Raw genomic sequence first — 22,805 nt, 5'->3', positions numbered from 1 at the left:
TTTTTGGTCGATTACTCGACCGTGCTTACTCACTCGTTGTTCAGTTTTCAAAGATCAATTTCTTTCGTTTTCCGTCTTCTCTCAAATCCGGAAGTTCAATATAACACACTAACTTTTCTTTTGCAACTTGTTTTTCTCAAGTTGCTTTCACCAACCTGTCTTGCGGCCGGAATGACAATATACCATGCATTCCAACTACAATGCAATGTTTTATTTTTCCATTTAGAAAAAAGTTTTATAAGTTCGATTCTTACCTTCCTTTATAACATCTCCCCTCTAATGAATCTTTATAACAAAAAAACCTGCTACTAGAGCAGGCGTCTACAAACATCTCTTCAAATGCAATCATCTTACTTCAATTACTTCATATCGGAGGCTTTTCGGAAATGGCTAATTTGATAAAAGCTTGCGCAAGTTTTTTAGGATTGACTTGTGTTGCAAAGTCGCGCATTTCTCCCACTGTATCGGCATAGTCGTTGATTACATGAGCTGTTTTTATCAGAGATGTTGTAACTATAAATACCCCATCCTACATAACCACCTAGTCCGCCTACCGATGAAATATTGATGACATATCCTGAGCACTGTTTACACATGTAGAGAAAAATCGTTCTGATAACGTTTAGCAATCCGAAAACATTGGCATCATAATTTTGTTTCACCTCTTCATTAAAAGCTTCATCAACATCACTCAGCAATTCATGCCCATTGTTGACTAACAAGTCAATTCTGTCGAATTTATCTGTTGCTTGTTTCGCTGCCTCTATTCGTTGTTATCAAGTTGCGCGGCTAATTGTTGGGACTTGCTTCAAATTGCTTTTCCGAAAAGCCCAAAGTTCACTTATCGGATGTTTTCAAAACACTTTGATTGAATGGCGCTGTCGGCTTACTTATTAATAACTAGAGTGCCTGCGAAAATGGAGCGAGAGAAATCACGAATTTGTCAGAATCTGTTAGTGCGCTTATGTAAGTAGATTGAGGCTACCGATTGGGTATAGTTCTAACGCTCTAATCGATTCCGATAGAGCTAGTTCATTTATACCGCAGACATTATTAGAATAATAATCCTTCTGTCGGATATTGCCAGAACCGGACATGTCGTATGATAAGGTTATATATCGATTTAAACGAATCTTTCGCGAATCATGAAAAAGGCAAATCCGGTGAAAGCCGGGGACGCAAAGCTACAGGGGCTAACGTGCACATCCGTGCACTATGCCAGCCAGTTACCAAAGCTGCGGGAGTGTTATGCCCCTTTTTGGTGAAAGGGGCTTTTTTTATTTACCCATTATATGATGAAAAGCGGGGTTGGTTGCATGAGAAAAACGATGAAGGGACTTCTTGTTTCGATCATTGTACCTGTTTTTAACGAAAGCGCCAACATCATGGAATTTTACTTCAGAGTCACGCGCGTTATGAATCAAACAGGCTATGACTATGAAATGGTTTTTATTAATGACGGAAGCAAGGATGATACGCTGGACAAGCTTCATGGTTTTCGCGAGAAGGATCGCCGTATCAAAATCATTGATCTATCCCGCAACTTCGGGAAGGAAATTGCTTTAACGGCAGGCCTCGACAATTGCCGTGGCGATGCTGTGATTCCCATTGATGCGGATTTGCAGGACCCGCCTGAGGTTATTCCAGATCTATTGGCTAAGTGGGAAGATGGCTATGATGTGGTCTATGCCACCCGCTCCAAGCGGGATGGCGAAACTTCAATGAAGAAGCTCACAGCGCATCTGTTTTACAGGTTCATCCGAAGGCTGACACCTATCTCTATTCCGCAGGACACGGGTGATTTCCGGTTAATGTCAAGAAAGGTCGTCAACGCCTTAAAAGAACTTCGTGAGCAGCACCGTTTCATGAAGGGCCTCTTCAGCTGGGTAGGCTTCAATCAGACAAGCATCTCTTATCGCAGAGAGCCCCGATTTGCCGGTAAGACCAAGTTCAACTATTGGAAGCTGTGGAATTTTGCCGTTGAAGGCATCACATCCTTCACTTTCCTGCCTCTGCAAGCGGCGACTTATTTGGGCTTTGCCATCTCCTTGTTCGCTATTCTTTTTGCCTGCTACTTGTTCATAACCACCCTGCTCCACGGCAACGCAGTACCCGGTTATCCCTCCTTAATGGTGGCGGTCCTCTTTCTTGGAGGCGTTCAGCTTACGACACTGGGAATCATCGGAGAGTATCTGGGGCGAATCTACAACGAATCGAAACGGCGTCCTTTGTATTTCACTCAAAGCATAATAGGTTTGGATGATAATAAAGAACTGTCTCGGCTGGAGGGAGTTAAATAAATGGAACAAACGATTTACTGGAAAATGGATCGTATGGAGCAAGAGCACTGGTGGTTTGTCAGCCGGCGCAGCATTATCGAGACCATTCTACAATCGCAATTACATACAATCGGACCTCATTCCAAAATCCTGGATGCAGGCTGTGGAACTGGCGGAAACTTGGATATGTTATCTCAATTAGGCTGTGAAGTCATTGGGCTCGAAATGGAACAAGATGCAGCTGAAATTGCACGATCCAAAAGCGGGAAATCCGTTTATATGGGCAGTTTGCCAGATCAGGTTCCTTTTTCCGATGAATCTTTCGATCTGATCGTTCTCTTGGATGTTCTTGAGCATATAGAAGATGATCTCGGGACACTCGCCTCTTTGACTTCAAAGTTAAAACCGGGGGGAAGTTTGCTCATCACAGTCCCTGCCTTCTCCTTCTTATGGAGCAATCACGATGAGTCTCATCATCATAAGAGAAGATATCGATTACACGAACTGGTTGGAAAAATGCAGCATTGCAACCTTCAACCGAAGCACGCAAGCTATTTCAATACCTGGCTCTTTCCGGTTATTGCATTTGTGAGAATCCTACAAAAGAAATTAGGATTTATGCGAAAATCGGATGACCTATCTATGCCTTCACCGTTCATTAATAAACTGCTTACTGGGGTAATGTCCAGTGAGAGACATATCCTGAAACACAGTAAATTGCCGTTTGGCGTTTCCATTATGGCGATCGGCCAGAAGTTGTAACCAGCTAGGGTAAGGGAGCCACAACTATGAATAACAAAGTACTGTTTCAAAGAATCGTATTCGCCGTCTATGCTGCAATCTTTATGTTCATATTCATTTTCATGGATGTCCATTCTTCCCGCAATGATCCCGATACATTCTGGCACATTGAAGTCGGGAAGGAAATGATCACTCAGGGTAAGATCATTCATACGGCGATCCATACGTTTGCCGGTGAGAATCTGTCGTATGTGCCTCATGAAGTCGGTTTCCAGTGGATCGTCGGCGGCTTGTATAGCTTATGGGAGTGGAATGGCGTACATATCTTTACACTGCTGTCGGTTTTCATATTAACTGTCGGGCTGTATCGGTTGATGGAGATCTCGAGAGAAGAGATGGGCCTTCCTAAGATGCATCCTTTTTTGGTTTATGTCGTTCTACCCTTGTTCATGTTCTATATCTACATAGCCTACTTCAAAATTCGTCCACAAATGATTTCTGCGGGTCTTGTTGTATGGTTCGTCATTTGGCTAAGGCGATTCGCCATGGATGCATCCGTGAAAAAAGCAGGGATTCTCGGTATTTTATCCTTGATTTTGGCCAACGTGCATACGGGCGTGTGGGCGGTCATCGCGGTATTATTCATGATGCAAGTATTCGAAAGAATATGGGAGAAGAAGTTAAATCGATATGATCTGATCGCATTGATTTTCATCATAATTGGCGGGCTTGCTAATTTCGGAGGGCTGCAGAGCTTGACCTACTTTTTGACTTTAAGTGAAAGTCCTTTTACTCAAATGATTGATGAGTGGAAACCCATTCCTTTTTCAAATAATTACATTAGTTTTATTACTTTGATTGTATTTGTGCTTTCTGCCCTATATAGCCTTAAGGGACGCCCGTTTCGTCTTATGCTTTTTATAGGAATGCTGTACCTCGGTCTAGCTAGCTACAAACAATTTCTGTTCCTCGTGCTGTTTCTGCCCTACTATCTGGCTGTTGTCGTAGATCGATATAAGTGGTTGGGTGTATTTAAGAGCTTGGAGCCCTATATGCGCTTAAAAATAGTGCTTCCCCTGATCGTATTAGGATTAATGTTGAACTTTTCCACTGTACTGTTGACGCCATATAAGCAGCCCGTTACGAAATATCCGGTAGAAGAGATGACTTACATCCTTCACGAGAATAACACTATCAACCGGCCTAAAGTCCTTTCCGACTACGGCTCTTCCGGCTATGTGATGTTCAGGGGCGGAGATGTGCTCGCGGATGGACGTTTCGACCCGTTTATTCTGGAAGCGACCAAGGGTGTTCACCAATGGACCGCGTTCGAGCGTTCCGTAAACGGTCTCCGATCCGGTTATTTAATGGATGTCATTCAATCGGACCGGCCGGACTTTCTGATACTTCCAACTGCGGATTCCAACAAAACAGTCAACTCCTTATCGGAAGTTGAACTGGATGAAGTGAAGAAGCAATTACATGAGCCGGACTTTACAGGCAGCTTTGGTCAGGTGTGGGATCTTAGGAGGATTGTCAGTAAGAAACCTTGAGGTGAGTTATTTTGAATCGTTATAGACAGCTGGACTCTTTAAGAGGTCTTGCAGCGCTCAGTGTACTTCTACATCATTTTTTATTAATCTTACCTGAATTTTATAAGAATACTTTTTCAAATGTAGAAAAAGTAAATATTATGAAATATTCTCCGCTTCATATTTTTTTCGCAGGACATGAAGCAGTGGTTTTATTCTTCGTCCTAAGTGGCTTTGTATTAGCAATTCCTATGTTAGTTGATCGAAGATCAATATACTCTATGTATTTGATAAAAAGAATACTGCGAATTTATATGCCATATATAGTAGCTTTATTTATTTCAATTATTGCAGCAAAAATTTTTTACTCAGGAAATATTATAGAACTGAGCACCTGGTTTAATAAAACATTTGAACCAGATCTAAATACTCAACAAATCATTCAGCACTTTTTATTGATTCCAAATTTTTATAATTATAAATTGAACCCTGTTATATGGTCCCTAGTCCAAGAGATGAGGATATCAATTATATTTCCTTTCGTAGTAATCTTCATTTCAAGATTTAAATCGCATTACGTCATAATGACCAGCTTAATGTTATCATTTGTGGGCCTTACAGGTGATATTTTAACGAATAATGCACTTTATATACCCAACGATTACTTTATAACTTTACATTGTTTAGCATTATTCATTTTAGGCGGGTTACTTGCAAAACATAGAAATGAACTTATTCAATCAGTACGAACTTTTACCAAGTCGACCAAGATTATTTTGCTAATCAGTGCCATATTAACATATACGTATGCTTGGTGGTTCTTCTATTCAATTAGAATAGTACATCTTTTTATTGATGATTGGATGACAGCACTTGGAGTTTCCTTCTTTATTATATTAGCTATTTCATCATATAAAGTATCAAAGGCTCTTACGTTAAGACCCTTAATATTCATGGGAAATATCTCATATAGTCTTTATCTTTATCATTCAATTGTACTATTATCAATCACACATTTACTTTTTGGTAAAGTGAATATATCTATTATATGGACATTATCTCTGATAATTACATTTATTGTTGCCGTTTTATCATACTACTTCGTAGAGCAACCATCGATAAAACTCGGTAAAGAATTAACCCAAATTTACAAAGCTAAATATAAACTTTCTCAAGTTAAACCTTAAGAACTATGGCAGCTAGATTAAAGTTTAGGAGAGATTAAATGAAAGCACTCAAGACTATTCTATTGCTTTTTGTTATAAGCAGATTGCTGATGTTTTTGTTTTTGTCTGTCGGTCAAACAGGCGAGGTTCAATATGCGAATAACCAACTGAAATTGGATAATCCACTATTAGACCACTTCGTTTATTACGATTCTTATAATTATGCACAAATTGCTACGGAAGGATATGCGGAAAACCGGTTGGCTGCCTTTTTCCCTCTTTATCCGCTTATTGTCAAGGGAATCACCAGTGTCACCGGGATTAATGTTTATTGGGTCGGGTTTCTTCTATCCAACTTCTTTTTTATAGGTTCGCTTTGGCTATTATATTCGCTAATGGCGAAGAGGGGACTCGGCGAAAGAGTAAGGTTTTTGACGCTATCTGCCCTCGTCTTCTTCCCATCTTCTTATTTTTTCAGCGCCTTTTATACAGAAAGCTTCTTTCTGTTCTTGGCGTTATTGGCTTTCTGGTTGTGGGATAATGAAAAAAGGGGTGCAGCGTATTTTATCGGAGGACTTGCTGCTCTTTCCAGAATTGTTGGGGTATGGGTTCCTCTGGCTTTTTTTGTAGAGAGATTAATCCGTAGAAAATTGGATGTGAAAGATTGTGCATTTGCCTTGATGAGCAGTCTGATGTTCTTCAGCTATCCGGTTTATCTTTGGCTGACAAAAGGAGATCCGCTATTGTTTTTAAAAGTAATGGCGCCTGATTATGGCCGTTATTCGACCGTCCCCTTTTATCCCATCTATCAAGATATCGTAACGTCTGTTGAAACAAGCCGGATTGAACCTATTATTATATTACACATATTGTTACTAGTGATTTTCATCAGTTATTTAGTGTCAACAATTCGACTACAACAGAGCGGGGTAACCATTGTTTGGTCCGAGGTGATCTATACGTTTGGTTTAATCTTGATGCCGCTCTCCTCCATTCTGATTCAGCCTATTCATATTGCATCCCATGGATTTATGCGCTATTTTCTAACCGTCTTCCCGCTGTTTATATTTATTGGGATTCATCTGGATCAACTTTTGAAACGTTCAAGTAGAAAATCCGGTCATTCTTCGTTTATCATTTGGAAATCAGTTGGCTATACAACCCTTTTCATATGGGTTTCTTTCACCTTATACATTTTTTTAGCTCTACGCTTTAAAGGGTTTGTTGCATAGATTGAATTCAAAAAAAACAGCCCCATCCATAGATGAGCCTGCCTATAACGCCAATGTACTCACTTAAAAGCCGTCATAAACTGAATGACCGCCGGTCCGAGCAGTACAATAAACAAACTCGGGAAAATAAACAATATCAGCGGGAACAGCATCTTGATCGGCGCCTTCATCGCCGCTTCCTCTGCTCGTTGCTTGCGCTGTTCACGCACTTCCTGTGACTGGACGCGAAGCACCTGCACCATACCGATCCCGAGCTTCTCCGCCTGGAGAATGGAGCTGATCAAGACGCGCACTTCTTCAATGACAAGACGGTCACGTACCCCGAGCAGCGCTTCACGCCGTGTCTTGCCAAGACGTATCTCTTCCAAACAGCGATGGAACTCCTCCGAAACGACACCTTCCGATTTCGACACGAGCTTGTTGAGTGCGGAGTCGAAACCTAATCCAGCTTCCAAGCTGACCGTAAGCAAATCCAATATATCAGGGAGTTCACGGAGTCCTTTCTTGCTGCGTTGTCTCGTCTTGGCTTTCAAATAATACGATGGCAGGACTAGACTTATCAGGAACCCGAACAAGCCGCCGAGCAGCATACCGCTGATATCCGGTTTAATTAATAAGCTGTAGATCACACCAATGAGGGGCATGGCAATCATTAGTATAATCTGCAGGAGGCGATACTCGAATGTCCCCATGCCAAAAGGATTACCCGCCTGCAGAAGCTTCAGTTCGATCCCTGTATCCCGGATCCCACTTTTGCGCTCGAATCTACGTTTCATCCGCAACCACATGCTCCGTAATGCGCGCTGCACCACGGATAGCTCTTTCTTCTCCTCATCTTCAAGGGCGCGGGCCGCCGCTGTCTCCTTATCGGTAATCATGGATAAACGACGCTTCACCTTTGCGCTTTTTTCTTTTTTTAACGAGAACAAGAACTGGATCAACAGTAAGATTGTAAAGAAAAAGGTAACATACATCATCATTCAGGCTACACCTCGATGGTCGTCATTTTACGAATTAGGAACAGCCCAATGAGCATGGATACACCAGCTCCACCTACAAGCATAAGCCCAATCGGATGTGTGAACAGCGTTCCGATGTAACTGGGCTGGATGAGATACAAAATGACAGAAAGCCCGAAGGGCAGCAGCCCGATCACCCAGCCTGACATTCTCCCCTGTGCTGTTAAGGTCTTGATTTGACGATGAATTTTATTGCGGTCACGAATCGTACGTACGATTGTATCAAGAACCACAGCCAAATTCCCACCCACCTGCCGCTGAATCAATACAGCTTGAACCAACAAGTCCAAATCTTCACTCGGCATCCGCACTTTTAGATGCTCAAGCGCTTCCTCCATGCTTGTGCCGTACTGCATTTCCTTCAGCAGAATTTCAATCTCATCTTTGATCGGCGCTTCCGATTCATCAACGACCGTCTTTAATGCCTGTGCAAAGCTGAATCCCGCGCGAAGGGAACCGATAACCGTCATAATCATATCTTCCAACCCATCATTAAACTTCTTGATGCGCTCCCGCGTTTTCTTCTTGATCCAGAATCTTGGCGACAAATATCCCATCACAAAGCCTATGAGGGCGAAACCAAGATTGCTTGTAATCAAAAGCATCAGAGCCAATAACAGCAGAGCTGCGATCCATTGAAACATTAGATACTCTTCCGGAGCGATGGCTACTCCCGAGCGCGTTATCATCTGCTCTAGCTGTTCACTTTTCTGCTTGGTCAACATCTTCTCTTTCACTTGTCGGCGGTATACCTGCATCTGAATAAGAAGATTGAACTTCCGTTTCCCGAGCTTCTTCTTGTCTCCAAGTTCGAGAATCTTCTTCATTCTGCGGTTCATCCGTCGATCTGAATGGAACAAGCTTTGGAAAATCGCTGAAAATAAGAGCAGTGCGGTCAACAGCACCATCACTGTCAGCATCCAGATCAATTCGGCCACCCCGCTTCAAAGAATACTGAAGAAGGAATTTGAATACCTGATGATTCAAGTCGCTCATAAAATTTGGGGCGTACCCCCGTCGGACTTAGCTTGCCAATCACTTTCCCATTCTCATCCAAACCATACTGCTCGAATGCAAATATATCCTGCAGGACAATGACATCGCCTTCCATGCCCTGTACCTCGGTAATGTTCGTAATTTTACGCGAACCGTCTTTAAGACGGGACTGTTGAATAATCAGATCAATGGCGCCTGCGATCTGCTCTCGGATTGCCTTCACCGGCAAATCAATGCCAGCCATGAGTACCATGGTCTCCAGACGAGAAATCATATCCCGCGGGCTGTTGGAGTGACCTGTAGCCAGTGATCCATCGTGACCTGTATTCATTGCCTGCAGCATGTCCAGCGCCTCGCCGCTACGTACTTCCCCTATCACAATTCGTTCTGGGCGCATCCGCAGCGAGTTCTTCACCAGATCTCGAATCGTAATAGCACCTTTACCTTCAATGTTAGCAGGTCGTGATTCAAGCGAAATAACGTGATCCTGCCAGAGCTGCAGCTCAGCCGCGTCTTCAATGGTAATGATCCTTTCATCGCTTGGAATGAAGGAAGAGAGCACGTTGAGTGTTGTTGTTTTACCTGATCCCGTACCGCCGCTAACAAAAATATTGAGTTTTGCCTTCACACACGCATCCAGGAAAGTGGCCATCTCCCGCGTAACTGTGCCGAAGTTGATTAAGTTCTCTATGGTAAATGGATCCTTGGAGAATTTACGAATGGTAATCGTCGGTCCGTTCAATGCGAGCGGAGGAATAATGGCATTCACACGAGACCCATCAGGCAAGCGCGCATCAACCATAGGAGAGCTTTCGTCTATACGACGTCCAATCGGTGCCACGATTTTATCGATAATGTTCATGACATGCTCGTCATCTCTGAATTGTACGTAAGACAATTCAACTTTTCCTTTACGCTCCACATACACTTGATTCGGACCATTCACCATGACCTCAGAAACATCAGGGTCTAAGAGCAGCGGATTTATCGGTCCAAATCCAGTCAAATCGTTTGAAAGCTCATCAATGACCTTCTTGCGATCCACTTTCCCCCGGAAGGATTCGTCTTCTTTCATGATCTCAACGGCCATTGCATCGAGCTTCGGAATAATTTCCTCTACATTGTCATCCTTCAGCTCACTGAAAATCTGCTTGTACAGCCGATTCTTCAGTTCATGCTGCTTACTCATCTGCTCGCGCTGTTCCTTCTGTGGCTGCTCAGTACCACGGATGCGACGGAACGTGGCCATTAAATCCTTCTTCTCTGATTTCTCTGCTGCGACTGGTGCGTCCTGAGATTCCGCTTGCGCAGCTTCAAGCTGCTGATACCCTGATTTGGCCTGCAGTTTCTCAAGTAAACTCATGATGGATTCCTCCAGTTAGGTTCATTTTCATTAAAAAATGGATGTGCTCCCTATCGCTCGATGCAGGATTCCTCGAATGAACGAGGGCTCTTTAGGCTTAAATACGCTGATTTCACGGCGCTGGATGAGCTGCTCTGCAATCTTGTACACCGATTTTGCAACGTCCGATTTACCATTCTTTAATATAAAAGGCACGCCGTCATTCAGCGACTGGCATACCAGTTCGAACTCATTGGGCACGTAGAAAGGCATTTCCTCACTTAACAGCTCCGGTACATCGGAGACTTTAATCACACTCTCCATGGTGGACCGATTCACGACAAGCTTCATTTTATCCCGCAGTCCAAGTAGAATAAGAGTTTCCAGCATCAGCTTGGTGCTTTTTATCGCTGTCATCTCAAGAGTTGTAACCATGAATACGGAGTCCGCCCTCTCGATCAATTGCAAGGTTTTTTCTGAAAACCCGGAAGGCGTATCGACAATCACATAATCATATTGAGAAAGCAGTAAATCACACACCTTATCCAGCCTGTCTGTGGTTATAAGGTCTGCGTATTCGGGCCGATCCGGCGCAGCCAGCACCTTGACCCCGCTGTTATGCTTAATCAGGTAACTCGCCAATGTGTGCTTATCCATCGTGTCGATACTGTCCATCACATCTTTAATCGTGAACGTAGGATGAAGATCCATAGCTAAACATACGTCCCCGAATTGAAAATCCGCATCCAACATGCAGATTTGAATATTACTGCTCTTAGAGTTGTTCTTGGATAAGGCGACAGCCAGATTGACAGCCAGTGCTGTCCTTCCTATGCCGCCCTTCGCGCTGCAGATGGCAATCATTTCTCCCCGCTTATTCTGTACGTTCTCTACAATGGTTTGTTCATCACTGGACATGAGAGTTGCCTCCTTCCATTCATTGGTCTCTACTGTTACCTTGTTATTTCTTTGCAGCATCAGGAACGATCCTTGAATATAGAGCTAGGCCGATTTTAAACCGATCCGCTGCGTTAACAAGCTTCGGTACATCCTCTGGCTTTGCTTCCAATGTTACAGTTGCGTATTCCGCATAAGGGTGCTCGGCATCTGATTCGACCATCCTTCTGCCGACAGCCAGAACATGGACATTACTAAGTAAGACCGTGGATGCGTCAATCTGCTTATCATTTCCTTCCTTCGGAGGAATCGTAACCAGGACATCCACATAATCATCCGGTTCGATCAGATTCGAGACCGATTGCACAATATTCACGCCTACCGAAACGGCTCGATATCCGTTCTTTATTTTCTTCGCTACGACAGCGGCTTCATCTTTGCTTGCTTTAACACGATGACTGAGAAGAATTTCTCCTGTCTCTATAGATGCGTCCGCAAATTTGCCTTCCGCATCTTTGATTGACTTCATCGATTGAGGATGTAGACCCAGGGAAGGAACCATCTTCACTTCAAGCATTCCGGATTGGATTTGTTGATTTCTCTGAATCTGCTGCTTAGCGACAACAACTTCGACCATGTTCTCGCTCACTGTCGCCGTTTGGTCGTATTGCTTCATATAATTGAAGAAAAGAAAGGTAGTTACTAGTCCCATTATGAGTGCTGCAATAAAAATGATTTTTGATCTCATGGTTGTCCTGTCACCTACTCAGTTAGTTTAATAACATATGCACCGCGGTCTACTGCCCCTGGTTTAACAGTTCCAATGCCGGTTCTTTGGATGAACACGCCGATTACTTCTTTCGTGTTATAATCCATGGGTTCGGTAAGATAGAAGTAGGCGAATCCAGTAATTTCAATCTGTTTGATTTGTCCTCCCGTATAGTTATGTGGTGTATATACAGGGACAAGCAGAATTCGCGGATCATCAAGGTGACTCATATCACCTGGTGTGTACGGACTCCTATTTATTCTTGCCTGTACCGCATCTCTTGTCTTTCCAGCTATATTCCCAGTCTGTGTATCGACTACATCACCAGCAGTCAGTAATCCTTGATAGCCATTGGCCAAATTGGTCTCGTAGGTGCTGGCACCAGGAGCTCCTAATGCAATAATCCCGAAGTTACCGTTCGTAGCTTCATTTTCGTCAACCTTAAGTCGATAGGTTTGACCATAATGAAGTTGAATAGATTGATCGATGCCTATCGGCGCCGCTCCCGTCGCAGCCCCCATGGCCTCAATCTTCGCCGTTGCTTTCACGCTGACCGGCACCTTATCGAACCCAAGCACTTTGGCCAGAGGAACATCCACGACTTTCTTTAGTACGGCAGTCGTCCGGTCTTTCATGGTGACAGATAAATTGATTAAACTTGCTGTTTCTCCATGATCATGCAGGATCCGATCAGCCACACTGCGAACATTCTGCTCCGTGGCAGTTAGCTCTTGCGCACCTGATAGAACTGCAGCATTTGCCGTCTTCTGGAGGTGCATTTTGACCGCATATACCTTGCCTCCATCTACTACGACTGCCGTCATGCCTAATAGGACTACCAACATGAATGCCGCCAGAACGGCGACGTTTCCATCCTGCCGTATAATGACGCTTTTTAACCTCTCAAGAATCACACTAGATTTCACGACTGGCCCCCTATTCTACTCTTATCGTCGAAGCAGCTTTAACGGTCGGCGCCGGAAGCAGCTTGGAGATAATGGGTGTCACATACGTAAACGGATATTCCAAGGTAACGGTAACGTAGTCACCGGAATGCCGAACAGCTTCAACCGGTGATATCGTAACTTTCAGATTACTTGCATCACCGAGATGCACATAGTTTTTAGCGAATGCAACGATTTCTGAATCTTTCCTATCAAACCCGCCAAGCCTCACCGTTTCTTGTGCAACGTTGTTCATATTCATATAGGCGTACATCAATCGGCCGAAATCGAAGATACCGCATACCAGCAATAGAAATATAGGAAGAATAACGGCAAACTCCGTCAGCGACTGCCCTCCCTCATCTTTGATCATATAATCCCCCACCCTCTAAGCCAAAGACTTAATACCGCACCTCCTGCAATCGCAACACCATATGGAAATGCTGCCGTGAGGGCGTCATCTTTCATAGCAGAAGATATTTTCATCCCATATCTTAGCAGCACTACCGAGTAAACAACTTGCTTGAGTCTCTCGATAACACCCTTTCGTAATAGGAGGAGTGCAAGTGCGATCACACCGCCGATTAATGCCATGTAGACAGAAGCAAGCAGCACGAATGTTACGCCTTTGAACGCGCCGACAAGCCCGAGCAGCTTTACGTCGCCGGCACCCATTCCTCCTAGCAGATATGGAATCAAAAGGATACCGAACCCCACTGCGAATCCGAGCACACCATCCACAAAACCAGGAAAGCCGCCAGCTGCGCTTTGCAGCATGAAACCAATGACCGTGCCTGGTAAAGTGACTGCGTTATAAATCTTGCGCGATTTCAGATCGGTGAATACGCAGATGGCGAGAATGATAATGAGCAAACTGTCAACGACAACCATACCTGCCTCCCAAAAATGTTTTAAAAAAAAGGGTCTACGTTCCGAAAAACGTAAGACCCTTTTTCATTGGAGCGTTAATTTAAAAGGCAACCGCTGTTATTATGGAGTACCATTAGTCGCATTGGCTACATCAGCGTTGACTCTATTAAAGAGAGTAAGAATATTACCCCTCAGTGCAAAAAGAACACCAACTACGCCAACCGCGATAACCCCAAGAACCAGACCATACTCGGTCATCCCTTGACCCTGCTCTTCAAACAAAAGATCTTTCATTTTATTCATCAAGAGAAATTCACTCCTTCGTCAATCAAGAAGACCCACTGATCTAGCTGATTGTTCGATGACACGAACGCTTTTATCATAGAGGTTGTAGACTTCCAGTTTTATTCCAAACAAGATACCCACTACACCAACCGCAATAACGCCAAGCACCAAGCCATACTCGGTCGTACCTTGTCCTTGTTCACCTTCATATAAGCATACTATTTTCGTCAACATGGTAAGATCCCTACCCTACTAGAAGACTGATTGGATTAAGCATGACCAGCTGAGGCATTCGAAACATCCGTATTTACCTTATTAAAGAGCGTAAGAATATTACCCTTAAGAGCGAATAGAATTCCAACTACGCCAACCGCGATAACACCCAGAACCAATCCGTACTCTGTCATACCTTGACCTTGCTCGTCCACCATAAGACCTTTGATTTTGTTTTTCATTTTAATTTCCTCCTCGTTTTTTTAAATAAATTGGACCGTTTGCCCGACGGTCGTTCGGGTAAGACCGATACTGCCTGCGGGAAGCTCCACCACTGAAGTCGTGCCTTTGAATACTGCGCCAACATGACCCGGCTCCAAACGCTCCTCCACCCCTACGACACGATGCTGTTTATCCAGATAAACCACATCAATAGCGTATTGCATGAAAAAGGTATGTACCGATCTACATGGTTCGATGTGAAGGCATAACCCGCTGGAAAGTCGCTTTGTAAAGAGCAACCCACGTAGTCTGCGACCAAAGGTTTTGGCCTCCATCACCTGCAGGGCTATCGTTTCGCCCGTATTCGCATTCACCAGCTTCAAGCAGCCTCACCCCCTTATGCAAAATAAAAACCCCACCTTTCCCGAAAGGCGGGGTTGCTGCTGTATACATATACAGCGAAACAAGCGCCCTTCCTCTTTCGGCAGCTGGCTGGCATTGCACGATTTTTGTCGCGTGGTAGCCCCTATAGCTTTGCGTCGCCGGCTTTCACCGGTTTTGCCTTTGTCGAGATTCCAGATGCGGTGTTCCGCTTGGAATTCGTTGTGTTGCTTTCATCATAGATTTCGACTTAAACTTTGGGTATCCACCAAAAAGCCCAATTTTCTAACAATTTAGATAACTCGTTATTATGACAAAAGGCACCTTCGCTAATAGTACTCCTATGATTCAAAGTGGGTATAAAGCGATAAAATCTACCATTATTTAGGATTCGGAACGTCGTTTTATGTCATTATCCTAACTTCAGAAGATTTGAAAGGCAGGATATCATTTAGGCTAGGCCTACATCCGAATCCGAAAAATTTGCTAAAAAATAGGAAAATAGGACGACTAGTGTAAGGAAGGAATTTAAATAAACTTACAGAATGTTATTATCCATATCGAATTGCATGGTTGGTCGAATCATGTAATCCAAGTGAATGATAAAAGGCAAACCCGTGCGAAAGCCGGGGACGCAAAGCCACGGTTCTAACCCATCGAGATGCGATGGCATGAAAGCCGGGCCGCTCTAATAGCTTGGTTTTTTTTATTTTTCATCAAATAGATACGTTCGGTAAGGAGGAGCACATGCGCATTGGCGAACTTCTAGTCATGAATGGCATTATAAATGAGGAGCAACTCGATCAGGCGCTTAAGGAACAAGCGCGTAACCCGAAAAAGCTCGGAGGGATAATGATCGAATTAGGGTTTATCACCGAACGTCAGCTCGTCGAAGCTCTAGAGTTCCAACTTGGCGTGCCTGTCGTAAATCTGAATGAAGCGGTATTTGATCTTGCTACTGTCCAGATCATAGATGAATCGATTGCCCGGAAGCATCATCTCGTTCCGATCAGCAGCGGCGGAGGTAAAATCAAGGTGGCCATGATCGACCCTTTAAATAAAGAGGCGATTAAAGCCATTCAAATGGCGACGGGTATGAGCGTTCAGCCGTTTATCGCCATGCGAATGGAAATGGAAGAAGCCATCAACCGTTATTATGGTTCCGATACAACCGCAGAAACGTTGAATGAAATCATTCAAGCCGGCGTATATCAACAAGCGAGAGGCATTCATATCGAACCGCATGAAGACGGGCTAATGGTCAAATACCGAATTGACAACACGCTCAAGAGTAAGAAAACGCTTTCTAAGAAGATGCATGAGACGTTGTTCAGGCACATCAAACTTCTATCCAATCTGAATGTCTCTGAGAGGAGGCTGCCACAAAACGGTCGTTTCCAGATAAAGGTCGACCACAAGCAGATCGATATACGTGTATCCACCCTGCCAAGTATTAACGGTGAAAGCCTATTTCTTCACTTAACGGATGAATCTGAACCTCAATTAACCATATCCGAGCTTGATTTCAGTGAACTCAATTTGCAAAAATTCGAAAAAGCGCTTAAGCTGCCAAGCGGCATGATTCTGATTTGCGGACCGGATGGCAGTAAGAATACTTCCATGCTATATTCAACCCTCACTCGACTGGCAAGCGAAAACCATAGAATCATTACTATCGAAGATCCAATAGAGCTCAGAATGCCGGGAATTACACAAGTGGAGGTGAACGAGCAGCTCGGCCTGACTTTTGCTCATGCGCTTCGGTCGGTATTGCGTCAGGATCCGAACATCGTCATGGTCAGTGATATCCACGATAGGGAAACGTTTGAAATGGCAATAAAGACGACCCTCACTGGCCGTATGGTCCTCGGCGCCATATATGGCGGCAGTGCAATCAAGACCATCAGCCGTCTGATGGACATGAACAAAGACTCGCATCTGCTGGGAGCTTCGCTTTCCTGTGTCGTGGCGCAGCGTTTGGTGAGGCGAATATGCCGTCAATGTGCTCAATCCGTGACCGCTACCGAAGATGAAATCAAGCTCTTTGAAGCTAACCAAGTTCTGCATTCGGAAGATCAGAAGAACGGAAAAGGAATTATCGGCAATTTTCGAACCTTGGTGTCCACCCAGATCAGTGGAAAATTAACCGTGACTCGAGGGACTGGCTGCATAGTATGCAAGGATACCGGTTATCGCGGAGTGGTTGCCCTACAGGAGGTGCTGCTTATCGACGGGAAGCTGCGCGAGCTCATTACTGGGCAACGTCCGATCCAGGAAATCGAAAGCCATTTAGTGCAAATCGGCTACAAAACGATACTGTACGACGGGTTGATCAAAGCTCGTGAAGGCATCACTACCGTCGAAGAAGTGTTAAAAACGGTCGATTGACAAAAACAGTCCAATTAAAAATTATGGGGTCCCCGCAAAGTAATCGGACTATGCTTCGAAGCAACACGTCACTTTGTGGGGGAACTTTAGGGGGAACTAGGATGTCTTACCGATTTCTTATTGTTGACGATACCCAATTCATGCGTAAAATGGCTGCCGATTGCTTAAAGCAGAACGGTTATGAAGTGGTTGGAGAAGCGACTAACGGTAGAGAAGCTATTAAGCTGTATGAAGAACTGATTCCGGATATCGTCCTGATGGATCTAACGATGCCGGAAATGAACGGCATAGATGCCATTAAGGAAATTCTTAAACTCGATCCCGACGCCGTCGTGTTGATCTGCTCGGCCAGCAATCAGCAGGATTTGATATTCGATGCGCTTGAAGCCGGGGCAAAAGGTTACTTAATGAAGCCTTTCAACCCTGTCCGTTTAATTGAAATCATCCAATCACATGCTGAACCCCATCTGGGCGTCGCCCTTTCGGCGAGCATGGAAGACCTTCAGGCACATTCGGAGGATCAAACTCCTATCGAATCTGAGGATCAGTCAAGTACGATCGAACATGAATATCCCGCAGTAGAATGTGAAGACAATCAAGTGGAAGCTGTCATGACGGATATGGAGCCTGCCGTGTTGCTCGAACTGCTCGAGGAATCGCATCCAGCGGCGATAGAACCGGAAGCTGCTGAAGAACTAGTAGCCGCTTCAACCGAACTCCCAGTGCCTGCCGTGAATGAGAACACAAACAATAGGATAAGGGGAAACGAGAAAATGAGAAGCTTTGTTAGCAGCTATAATTGCAGTTGGCAGGAAGACATTCAAGGTAAAATAGCCAATTTTAACGTCATTTGTACTGAAAGTGAAAACAAAATTATTATCGAGATGTCAAACCAAAATAACGAAAAGCAGGTAATTCCCTTTACACTCGACGGTTTTCGCCAGTTGACCGGCTGGTTGGAAGGACAAATGGGAAACCGAACGATAGCGAAGTAATTAGCGAGCTGAGTTGGCGGGCAGTTAACCAAACAGTAAGGCTGCAAATGGACTGTTTACAAAATGGGGTGAGGGCAAAATCCTCAACCCATTTTGCTATATCATCCAAATTCATAATGTCACTTAAGTATCCAATATAACTTAATTGACCATTCGTCAAAAAAAGAACCCAGTCGACATCACAATTAGTTCGAGAAACCCATGTTATTTAAGCATCCAATAACTTACAATTTTATTTGAAGTGCAACTTTTCCTAAATTGAAGGAGGGCTTTTATGAAGCGTAAATGGACAACCTTGGCAATATCCGGCATCTTGACGGTCTCAGCAGTAATGGGAGGCGGGATATCTGCAATGGCAGCATCGAAAAGCAGCACAAGTGAAGCAGCAGTTTCTGCCAAAACGTATGTAATCGCATTTACTAACCAGCTCCCGAGTGGCTATGATGCAATGATTCAAGCGGCAGGCGGGCAAGTTGTACGGGCCATTCCTGAGATAGGAGGATTGGAAGTAATTTCGTCCAGCACCGAATTTATGACGAAGCTGCAGGCGGTCAAGGATGTTGCTGCTGCCAACGTTCAGTTGGTACATAAGCTAAGTGATGGCACAGTAGATCCCTCCACCGCTGACGGTAAGCCGGTTATAGATATTCCGCAGCCGGAAGCAACGAGCAGCTATTGGGACTATCAATGGGACATTAAAAAAGTAACGAATGACGGTGCTTCGTATGCGATCGAGACCGGAGGAAAAGCCGGCAAGCATAAGGCCATTGTAGGCGTTATCGACAGCGGTATTGATGCCAACCATCCCGACCTAAAAGCTAACTTCCTTGGTGGCAAGAACTTTGTACCAGCTGGAATAGATTCCAGTGAAACCGGCGATCCTAATGATCTTTTGGACCGTGAAGGTCACGGAACACATGTGGCAGGATCGATTGCTGCAAACGGCAAAGTTAAAGGAGTCGGTCCGGATCTTGGCTTACGCTCTTACCGCGTATTCCCCGGCGGACAAGGTGCGCCTACTTCCTGGATTGTAGCTGCTATCATTCAGGCAGCGAATGATAAGGTTGACGTCATTAACATGTCGATCGGCGGTTTTGACTCCCAAAAGTATTATATAGATGGAACCAAATACTCGGATGTTGCTGACGTTTTGCTTTGGAAACGCGCCATTCAATATGCTGTGAACAATAATGTAACGGTGGTAACGGCAGCTGGCAATGAAAGTCTCAACCTACGCGACAACAAAGCGATGACCGCTTATCTAAACGCTACATATGGTTCCCCTGGCGTTGTATTTAAAGGAAAAACAACAGAAACACCTGGCCAAATCAATGGCGTCATCAATGTTTCATCCTCTAACAAGTGGTCGACGAACAGCATCGCATTTTACTCCAATTATGGATTAAATCAAATCGATGTAGCAGCACCAGGCGGCGACAATGGACCCGTATATGATGCAACACGGGATCTGAAACAACGGGATTTCCATTATCGCGCGCTAAGCACATGGCCTACTTATTTACCTTCCTACTTCACGTCTAACCTGCATAGCTACGCGCTTCTCCACGGTACATCCATGGCGGCTCCGAAAGTAGCTGGCATTGCGGGTGTCATTAAAGCGGCACATCCGGAGTTGAACCCTGCTCAAGTAGCTGCGTTAATTGAAAAAACGGCGAATGATTACGGCCCAACCGGTAATGATGCCTTATACGGCGCAGGTGAAGCAAATGTGTACAATGCTCTAGTAAAATAAGTTCATGATAAAACAAGTCCAGTGCCGTTTTGGCACTGGACTTGTTTTATTGTCTGATTGATCACTAGCTCCTGATTCCCTCTCAATGAGGCACCGTTACTAGTGTATACCCTTTGCTTCGAATGCCTTTAATTATATCCGGTAAAGCTGCTATGGTAGAGGGATGATCGTGCATGACGATAATGCTTCCAGATTGAACTTGAGCTAACACACTTTTAACGACTTTTGAAGGGTCAGTTGTCGCCCAATCTTTCGGATCTTCGTTCCAAAGCACCATTTGCATATGATGTTCTTCCGTTACCAGCTTGGTATCGTTGTTATAGGCACCATATGGCGGACGAAAAAGTGTGACCGGGTGTTTATCGAACTTAATAAGCTTATTTAGACCGCTATTAAACTCATTTTCCTGTGCGTCATAGGTCATTTTCGACATATGAGGATGCGTGTCTGAATGATAACCAACCTCATGGCCCTCATAGACAGCCTCTGTCACTGACTGTGGAAAAGCAGCAGCATTTTGTCCGATGAAGAAAAAAGTGACATGTGTGTTTTGTTCCTTTAGAACTTTGAGAAGTTCCCCCGTGTATTTAGTCGGGCCGTCATCAATGGTTATGGCTACATTACCTTTTCCAACCGAATAAATGAGCTTTAAAGCTGACTGCTTCATCTGCTTTTTCGTACCTGATACCACTGGTTCTTCTTTTGGTAAACCTGTTTCAAATCCAACTGGCTCCTTAATCGGGCTAGTAACTGGTGCATTGTTCGTGAAGGGCGAGCCACTATCGGATACAGGTTTAGGTACAACAATGGGATCTGACGAAACCGCGGGACCCACTGAAGCAAGGGCATCAGGAACGTTGGGAGCAGGAGCTTGCTCACACCCCGTTAACATAAGAATAGTAAGCATACTACTTAAAAAGCACCGAGAGAGTTTCATAGTCTACCTACCCATGTAATATTGGCTGTATATTATTTCTGAGAAAAGCCTATTCTATGATCCATAAGTGACATTAACCGTCACCGATGTATAGCCTGTCAACCGTGTATCAGGACCAAATTCGTATGTCACTTTTCCAACGTTGATATTCGAGATTATACGATTGGTCAGCGCTGCTTTCATAACAGCCTGCGAACTCCCCAGGGAGCTTTTAAAACGAAAGGTGATCTGGCTCTGCTGGGTTGATAGCCCTCGTTGAAGAATGGTCTGAACCGCGGATATGGAGTCTGCCGTGTTCTCAGCCGTTTCGCCTGAGAGTCCTGTAGAACTCAGCAATGCTTGGGAAGATGCAGCATCCATAGCGCCAGACTGAACGGCTTGTCCCAGCGCTTGAATGAAATCTTGAGATGCAGCCGGGTATGCCCCCGTCCACGTATGATCGTGCTGCATCTGTGCATCTGTTAAATTGAAGTAATGATAGGTCAGTCTACCTTTCACATCGGGAACAGGGTCATCCCATGTCGTATCTAGATGATACCAGTTACCGTTCAGCTTGACTAAATTCCAGGTATGCAGTTGGCCTCCGGCCTGGCCTTCCACGATTTTATTCGGAATGCCAGCCTCGGTAAGCAAGCGATACGTGAGCAAGGCATACCCTTGACAGACGGTTGAGCCTTTAGTCAACCCGCCGTATGCTGAATGTTCATTCAAGGATTGATCGTAAGCCAGATGAGAGATCACATAATCATGAACGGCCTTCTCCTTCTCGAAATCGTTCATCCCGCTACGGATAATAGAGCCTACGATCGTCTTGGCCTGTTCGGAAACATAGTCACTTTGCGCTTTAGACTCCAAATAGGAGATATTGAAGGTAGCCGTAGATATACCGTCATATTCATACTTCATACTATGATAAATGTAATGCAAATAATCGTTATTCGCCAGCACCTCATTGATAAAGCCTTTTATCTGTTGAAATTCGTTCGGATCGTCTAGCGTGATTTGAAAGTCCGTTTCTTGATTCAGCAAATGTTCCTTAAGCGATTGCTGCCACGTCGGCAAAGCAGCCTCCTTCTTTGTCGACGTATCCAAAGTGGCTGACGTCCAAGTGCTTCCCGGCAAATCCTTCATCGAATGGGCAAGCAGGGCAGCCATCTCCTGTCTTGTCATATTATCGCGTGGACGGTATGACCAACTCTCCCCCGATTTACTGGCATCTACATCATACCAGCCTTTGGCCAGCACACCGCTAACCGCCGGGATCGCCCATGCATCGGGAGAGTCCTGAAACTTAAGAGCTGCAGGTGCTGCGATGCCTTTGCTCTGGGCTAACCGCCATACCATTGCGGCCGCTTCTTCCCGTTTCACCGGCTGTTCAGGCGTGAAGGTGCTAACGCTCGTACCATCAATGATCCCTGCTTGATAAGCCGCGCGTACATAAGGAGCAGCCCAATGGCTTTGAATATCTTGAAAAGGTACGGACGAACCGTCATCCTTCAACTGAAAAGCAACCGCTACAAACTTAGCGAACTGTGCGCGTGTCAGCGTCATTGACGGGCCGAACTGCCCCGGAGCAATACCGTCTGTGACGCCTAGCCGTTGAAGATCATTGATATAGGATACATAAGGACTTGTATTGGAGACATCAGCAAAGCTATTGGCCGAAGCCCCAGTTACGTTCCAAAGTGAGAGCAGGCTGACCAATGATGTGAGTAGACCTAGTTTCTTCATGTTGTACCCTCCTCTTTTTAACCAACATAACATAGTAAAATTAAACTCCCATTAAAGTTAAATTAATTTTCTAAAAAAGAACGATCGAAACTAACAGTTAATTAATCTCGGAG

At 44.6% G+C, this 22,805-nt stretch carries 22 protein-coding genes, 1 pseudogene and 3 riboswitches; of the genes and pseudogenes, 8 read left to right on the top strand and 15 right to left on the bottom strand.

What is annotated here, in order from left to right; all coding sequences use genetic code 11:
• Positions 1-419: 419 nt before the first annotated feature.
• Complete coding sequence (locus BLT91_RS27505) at positions 420-722, bottom strand: SDR family NAD(P)-dependent oxidoreductase (RefSeq protein WP_254777166.1); 303 nt, start codon at positions 720-722, stop codon at positions 420-422.
• Positions 723-1,143: 421 nt separating this feature from the next.
• Positions 1,144-1,234: riboswitch (cyclic di-GMP riboswitch) on the top strand.
• A gap of 82 nt (positions 1,235-1,316) precedes the next feature.
• Between BLT91_RS27505 and BLT91_RS27500 the strand changes: the two genes are divergently transcribed.
• The 5 genes from BLT91_RS27500 to BLT91_RS27480 are packed head-to-tail and all read left to right on the top strand — an operon-like array spanning position 1,317 to position 6,950.
• On the top strand, positions 1,317-2,300 hold the full coding sequence (locus BLT91_RS27500) for a glycosyltransferase family 2 protein (protein ID WP_254777165.1): 984 nt from the start codon (positions 1,317-1,319) through the stop codon (positions 2,298-2,300).
• On the top strand, positions 2,301-3,041 hold the full coding sequence (locus BLT91_RS27495) for a class I SAM-dependent methyltransferase (protein ID WP_090827112.1): 741 nt from the start codon (positions 2,301-2,303) through the stop codon (positions 3,039-3,041).
• Between the two features lie 26 nt (positions 3,042-3,067).
• Complete coding sequence (locus BLT91_RS27490; protein WP_090827110.1) at positions 3,068-4,573, top strand: hypothetical protein; 1,506 nt, start codon at positions 3,068-3,070, stop codon at positions 4,571-4,573.
• Between the two features lie 11 nt (positions 4,574-4,584).
• A complete protein-coding gene (locus BLT91_RS27485; protein WP_175532553.1) occupies positions 4,585-5,739 on the top strand; it encodes an acyltransferase family protein in 1,155 nt (384 codons plus the stop codon).
• A gap of 38 nt (positions 5,740-5,777) precedes the next feature.
• Positions 5,778-6,950, top strand: coding sequence for a hypothetical protein (locus BLT91_RS27480; RefSeq protein ID WP_090827107.1), 1,173 nt, complete (start codon positions 5,778-5,780; stop codon positions 6,948-6,950).
• Between the two features lie 59 nt (positions 6,951-7,009).
• Here BLT91_RS27480 and BLT91_RS27475 read toward each other — a convergent pair whose 3' ends face one another.
• The 12 genes from BLT91_RS27475 to BLT91_RS27420 form a co-directional block, all read right to left on the bottom strand.
• The gene (locus tag BLT91_RS27475; RefSeq protein WP_254777164.1) at positions 7,010-7,930 is read right to left on the bottom strand and encodes a type II secretion system F family protein; all 921 of its coding nucleotides are present in this window, start codon (positions 7,928-7,930) and stop codon (positions 7,010-7,012) included.
• 5 nt (positions 7,931-7,935) lie between these two features.
• A complete protein-coding gene (locus BLT91_RS27470; protein ID WP_254777168.1) occupies positions 7,936-8,889 on the bottom strand; it encodes a type II secretion system F family protein in 954 nt (317 codons plus the stop codon).
• Between the two features lie 5 nt (positions 8,890-8,894).
• Positions 8,895-10,328, bottom strand: coding sequence for a TadA family conjugal transfer-associated ATPase (locus BLT91_RS27465; protein ID WP_090827103.1), 1,434 nt, complete (start codon positions 10,326-10,328; stop codon positions 8,895-8,897).
• A gap of 30 nt (positions 10,329-10,358) precedes the next feature.
• The gene (locus BLT91_RS27460; protein WP_090827101.1) at positions 10,359-11,225 is read right to left on the bottom strand and encodes a CpaE/TadZ family protein; all 867 of its coding nucleotides are present in this window, start codon (positions 11,223-11,225) and stop codon (positions 10,359-10,361) included.
• 43 nt (positions 11,226-11,268) lie between these two features.
• Positions 11,269-11,952, bottom strand: coding sequence for a Flp pilus assembly protein CpaB (gene cpaB / locus BLT91_RS27455; protein WP_090827099.1), 684 nt, complete (start codon positions 11,950-11,952; stop codon positions 11,269-11,271).
• 14 nt (positions 11,953-11,966) lie between these two features.
• Entirely contained in the window at positions 11,967-12,899 is a 933-nt protein-coding gene (locus BLT91_RS27450; RefSeq protein WP_254777163.1) for a Tad domain-containing protein, read from the bottom strand.
• A gap of 10 nt (positions 12,900-12,909) precedes the next feature.
• Positions 12,910-13,290, bottom strand: a complete 381-nt coding sequence (locus BLT91_RS27445; protein WP_090827097.1) for a TadE/TadG family type IV pilus assembly protein — start codon at positions 13,288-13,290, stop codon at positions 12,910-12,912.
• Entirely contained in the window at positions 13,287-13,808 is a 522-nt protein-coding gene (locus tag BLT91_RS27440) for an A24 family peptidase (protein ID WP_090827095.1), read from the bottom strand. Before BLT91_RS27440 ends, BLT91_RS27445 begins: the two co-directional genes overlap by 4 nt.
• Positions 13,809-13,907: 99 nt before the next feature.
• A complete protein-coding gene (locus tag BLT91_RS27435; RefSeq protein WP_090827093.1) occupies positions 13,908-14,093 on the bottom strand; it encodes a Flp family type IVb pilin in 186 nt (61 codons plus the stop codon).
• An 18-nt stretch (positions 14,094-14,111) separates the two neighbouring features.
• Positions 14,112-14,306: a Flp family type IVb pilin gene (locus tag BLT91_RS27430; RefSeq protein WP_090827091.1), complete on the bottom strand. Its 195-nt coding sequence runs from the start codon at positions 14,304-14,306 to the stop codon at positions 14,112-14,114.
• Between the two features lie 35 nt (positions 14,307-14,341).
• Entirely contained in the window at positions 14,342-14,527 is a 186-nt protein-coding gene (locus BLT91_RS27425) for a Flp family type IVb pilin (protein WP_090827089.1), read from the bottom strand.
• A 21-nt stretch (positions 14,528-14,548) separates the two neighbouring features.
• Positions 14,549-14,881: a DUF192 domain-containing protein gene (locus tag BLT91_RS27420; protein WP_254777167.1), complete on the bottom strand. Its 333-nt coding sequence runs from the start codon at positions 14,879-14,881 to the stop codon at positions 14,549-14,551.
• Positions 14,882-14,987: 106 nt separating this feature from the next.
• A riboswitch (cyclic di-GMP riboswitch) is annotated at positions 14,988-15,080 on the bottom strand.
• A 406-nt stretch (positions 15,081-15,486) separates the two neighbouring features.
• Positions 15,487-15,579: riboswitch (cyclic di-GMP riboswitch) on the top strand.
• Between the two features lie 56 nt (positions 15,580-15,635).
• On the opposite strand from BLT91_RS27420, the gene BLT91_RS27415 reads away from it, so the two are divergent.
• The 3 genes and pseudogenes from BLT91_RS27415 to BLT91_RS27405 all read left to right on the top strand — a co-directional run bounded on the left by BLT91_RS27415 (position 15,636) and on the right by BLT91_RS27405 (position 20,024).
• The gene (locus tag BLT91_RS27415; RefSeq protein WP_141225097.1) at positions 15,636-17,276 is read left to right on the top strand and encodes a GspE/PulE family protein; all 1,641 of its coding nucleotides are present in this window, start codon (positions 15,636-15,638) and stop codon (positions 17,274-17,276) included.
• A gap of 101 nt (positions 17,277-17,377) precedes the next feature.
• A pseudogene (locus tag BLT91_RS33215) lies at positions 17,378-17,725 on the top strand (response regulator); the annotation flags it as partial.
• An 820-nt stretch (positions 17,726-18,545) separates the two neighbouring features.
• On the top strand, positions 18,546-20,024 hold the full coding sequence (locus BLT91_RS27405) for a S8 family serine peptidase (protein WP_090827083.1): 1,479 nt from the start codon (positions 18,546-18,548) through the stop codon (positions 20,022-20,024).
• 82 nt (positions 20,025-20,106) lie between these two features.
• On the opposite strand, the gene BLT91_RS27400 is transcribed toward BLT91_RS27405, so the two are convergent.
• Positions 20,107-20,931, bottom strand: coding sequence for a polysaccharide deacetylase family protein (locus BLT91_RS27400; RefSeq protein ID WP_175532552.1), 825 nt, complete (start codon positions 20,929-20,931; stop codon positions 20,107-20,109).
• A gap of 84 nt (positions 20,932-21,015) precedes the next feature.
• The gene (locus BLT91_RS27395) at positions 21,016-22,692 is read right to left on the bottom strand and encodes an S-layer homology domain-containing protein (RefSeq protein WP_175532551.1); all 1,677 of its coding nucleotides are present in this window, start codon (positions 22,690-22,692) and stop codon (positions 21,016-21,018) included.
• Positions 22,693-22,805: the final 113 nt, after the last annotated feature.

Source organism: Paenibacillus sp. yr247 (assembly GCF_900103825.1).
Lineage (GTDB): Bacteria > Bacillota > Bacilli > Paenibacillales > NBRC-103111 > Paenibacillus_E.
The sequence above is the reverse complement of the archived record's forward strand: the minus strand, read 5'-3'. Positions and strand labels throughout refer to the sequence as shown.

What these genes read in the sequence shown, in the direction of transcription:
- cpaB (WP_090827099.1), bottom strand. Translation starts at nt 11,952, where the DNA reads ATGAGATCAAAAATCATTTTTATTGCAGCACTCATAATGGGACTAGTA.
- BLT91_RS27395 (WP_175532551.1), bottom strand. Translation starts at nt 22,692, where the DNA reads ATGAAGAAACTAGGTCTACTCACATCATTGGTCAGCCTGCTCTCACTT.
- BLT91_RS27430 (WP_090827091.1), bottom strand. Translation starts at nt 14,306, where the DNA reads ATGTTGACGAAAATAGTATGCTTATATGAAGGTGAACAAGGACAAGGT.
- BLT91_RS27400 (WP_175532552.1), bottom strand. Translation starts at nt 20,931, where the DNA reads ATGCTTACTATTCTTATGTTAACGGGGTGTGAGCAAGCTCCTGCTCCC.
- BLT91_RS27470 (WP_254777168.1), bottom strand. Translation starts at nt 8,889, where the DNA reads ATGCTGACAGTGATGGTGCTGTTGACCGCACTGCTCTTATTTTCAGCG.
- BLT91_RS27465 (WP_090827103.1), bottom strand. Translation starts at nt 10,328, where the DNA reads ATGAGTTTACTTGAGAAACTGCAGGCCAAATCAGGGTATCAGCAGCTT.
- BLT91_RS27425 (WP_090827089.1), bottom strand. Translation starts at nt 14,527, where the DNA reads ATGAAAAACAAAATCAAAGGTCTTATGGTGGACGAGCAAGGTCAAGGT.
- BLT91_RS27500 (WP_254777165.1), top strand. Translation starts at nt 1,317, where the DNA reads ATGAGAAAAACGATGAAGGGACTTCTTGTTTCGATCATTGTACCTGTT.
- BLT91_RS27440 (WP_090827095.1), bottom strand. Translation starts at nt 13,808, where the DNA reads ATGGTTGTCGTTGACAGTTTGCTCATTATCATTCTCGCCATCTGCGTA.
- BLT91_RS27460 (WP_090827101.1), bottom strand. Translation starts at nt 11,225, where the DNA reads ATGTCCAGTGATGAACAAACCATTGTAGAGAACGTACAGAATAAGCGG.
- BLT91_RS27475 (WP_254777164.1), bottom strand. Translation starts at nt 7,930, where the DNA reads ATGATGATGTATGTTACCTTTTTCTTTACAATCTTACTGTTGATCCAG.
- BLT91_RS27445 (WP_090827097.1), bottom strand. Translation starts at nt 13,290, where the DNA reads ATGATCAAAGATGAGGGAGGGCAGTCGCTGACGGAGTTTGCCGTTATT.
- BLT91_RS27415 (WP_141225097.1), top strand. Translation starts at nt 15,636, where the DNA reads ATGCGCATTGGCGAACTTCTAGTCATGAATGGCATTATAAATGAGGAG.
- BLT91_RS27490 (WP_090827110.1), top strand. Translation starts at nt 3,068, where the DNA reads ATGAATAACAAAGTACTGTTTCAAAGAATCGTATTCGCCGTCTATGCT.
- BLT91_RS27495 (WP_090827112.1), top strand. Translation starts at nt 2,301, where the DNA reads ATGGAACAAACGATTTACTGGAAAATGGATCGTATGGAGCAAGAGCAC.
- BLT91_RS27480 (WP_090827107.1), top strand. Translation starts at nt 5,778, where the DNA reads ATGAAAGCACTCAAGACTATTCTATTGCTTTTTGTTATAAGCAGATTG.
- BLT91_RS27405 (WP_090827083.1), top strand. Translation starts at nt 18,546, where the DNA reads ATGAAGCGTAAATGGACAACCTTGGCAATATCCGGCATCTTGACGGTC.